This is a genomic window from Peribacillus sp. NPDC096448, from assembly GCF_044762675.1.
GTDB lineage: Bacteria > Bacillota > Bacilli > Bacillales > DSM-1321 > Peribacillus > Peribacillus frigoritolerans_B.
On sequence record NZ_JBIWEU010000062.1, the window covers coordinates 1 to 1,373 of the forward strand.

The 1,373-nt window shown below is 32.3% G+C and carries 2 protein-coding genes; both read right to left on the minus strand.

Annotation, left to right across the window (positions count from 1 at the left end):
• Positions 1-270: 270 nt before the first annotated feature.
• Positions 271-696 (minus strand): 3-hydroxyacyl-ACP dehydratase FabZ, encoded by a 426-nt coding sequence (gene fabZ / locus ACIQ0C_RS27170; RefSeq protein ID WP_403066012.1) that lies wholly within the window; start codon positions 694-696, stop codon positions 271-273.
• Positions 697-971: 275 nt separating this feature from the next.
• A complete protein-coding gene (locus ACIQ0C_RS27175) occupies positions 972-1,148 on the minus strand; it encodes a DUF3976 domain-containing protein (protein ID WP_370694123.1) in 177 nt (58 codons plus the stop codon).
• Positions 1,149-1,373 lie beyond the last annotated feature (225 nt).

Below are 1,373 nucleotides of genomic sequence, written 5' to 3' on the forward strand. Positions count from 1 at the left end.
TATCAAATTTTTTCATAAAAAAAGATAGCCTTCTGCAGAAGACTACCCAACAAAGCTAAATATAAATTATTAAATAATACCTGAACTTGCTATGTTACTTGAATAACTCCCTTTAAATTACCTAATTCGACGTCCTTCTAAATATTCCCCTTATTGCACTAACCTGCCCCGATAGTTGCATAAAGAAAGAGCTGCCTTAAAGACAGCTCTGATCTAAGAAGATACACGTTTGTTCAAGAATCTGAATAACATTTTTAAAATTATTAGCTTTTAATCACCAAATGCAAATATTATTTCTGTTTCGCAAACTAATTCTCCATCAACTGTAGCTATACCTTTGCCTTTCCCTATAGGACCTTTTAATCTAGTGATTTCAACCTCAAGACGAAGTTGATCTCCTGGCTTTACTTGCTTTTTAAAACGGCATTTATCTATACCTGCTAAAAGCCCTAATCGTCCTTCGTTTCCTTCTTTAGTTAACATCACAACTGCACTTACTTGAGCTAATGCCTCTACAATTAATACACCTGGCATAACTGGGTAATTGGGGAAGTGCCCGTTAAAAAAATTCTCATTTGCTGTAACATTTTTTATACCAACTGCTCTTTTTCCTTCTTCTAATTCCAAAATCCTATCCACTAAAAGAAATGGATAACGATGTTTAATTACTTCCTTAATTTTTTGAGTATCTAACATCATTAAATCCCCCATTACAATACTATTTTATTAATATCTATTTATATTATCACTTGGTGTTAATAGTTGGTACTAAAAAATGGACCTTATGCCACTATCCTGCCCCGATAGTTCCATATATAAAAAGCTACCTTAAAGGCAGTTCTAATATGGCCTACTGGGGTAGAGGGATTTACAACGTTAAGGAAATTCTATAAATAAGCCTAATTTCTCGGTGTTGTAGGTGAGAAATTAGGCTTTAGTTTCTTCATAAAAACTCCTTTAGGGGAAGAAGGTCAATTATTTGAAAGGACAACAAATGTAGTTACTAAAATAAAAACTACAACCATAGATACAATTAGTTTAAAAACTCCCTTTTTTGTCAGTGAATTGTTCTTGTTAGTGTCTTTTCTTATTAACAAGTAGATCGCTAGAAATCCAAATAAAAAAATAAATGAAAAAAACCATTGCATTTATATGTACCTCCTTCAATGTTTAATAAAACTCAGATAAAATAACCCAAGATATAAAGACTGTTATAATAGACTGTTCAACTTTAACATAAAAACTAGTAATTGGATTAACCTTCCACTTTTCTTATTGAACTATCCTGCCCCGATCGTATTATAAGGTCAGCCAGATATTTCTGGTTGAACAATTTTTATATCGATATATGATAACGGTAGCTGGGGCAGAAC

What these genes read in the sequence shown, in the direction of transcription:
- fabZ (WP_403066012.1), bottom strand. Translation starts at nt 696, where the DNA reads ATGTTAGATACTCAAAAAATTAAGGAAGTAATTAAACATCGTTATCCA.
- ACIQ0C_RS27175 (WP_370694123.1), bottom strand. Translation starts at nt 1,148, where the DNA reads ATGCAATGGTTTTTTTCATTTATTTTTTTATTTGGATTTCTAGCGATC.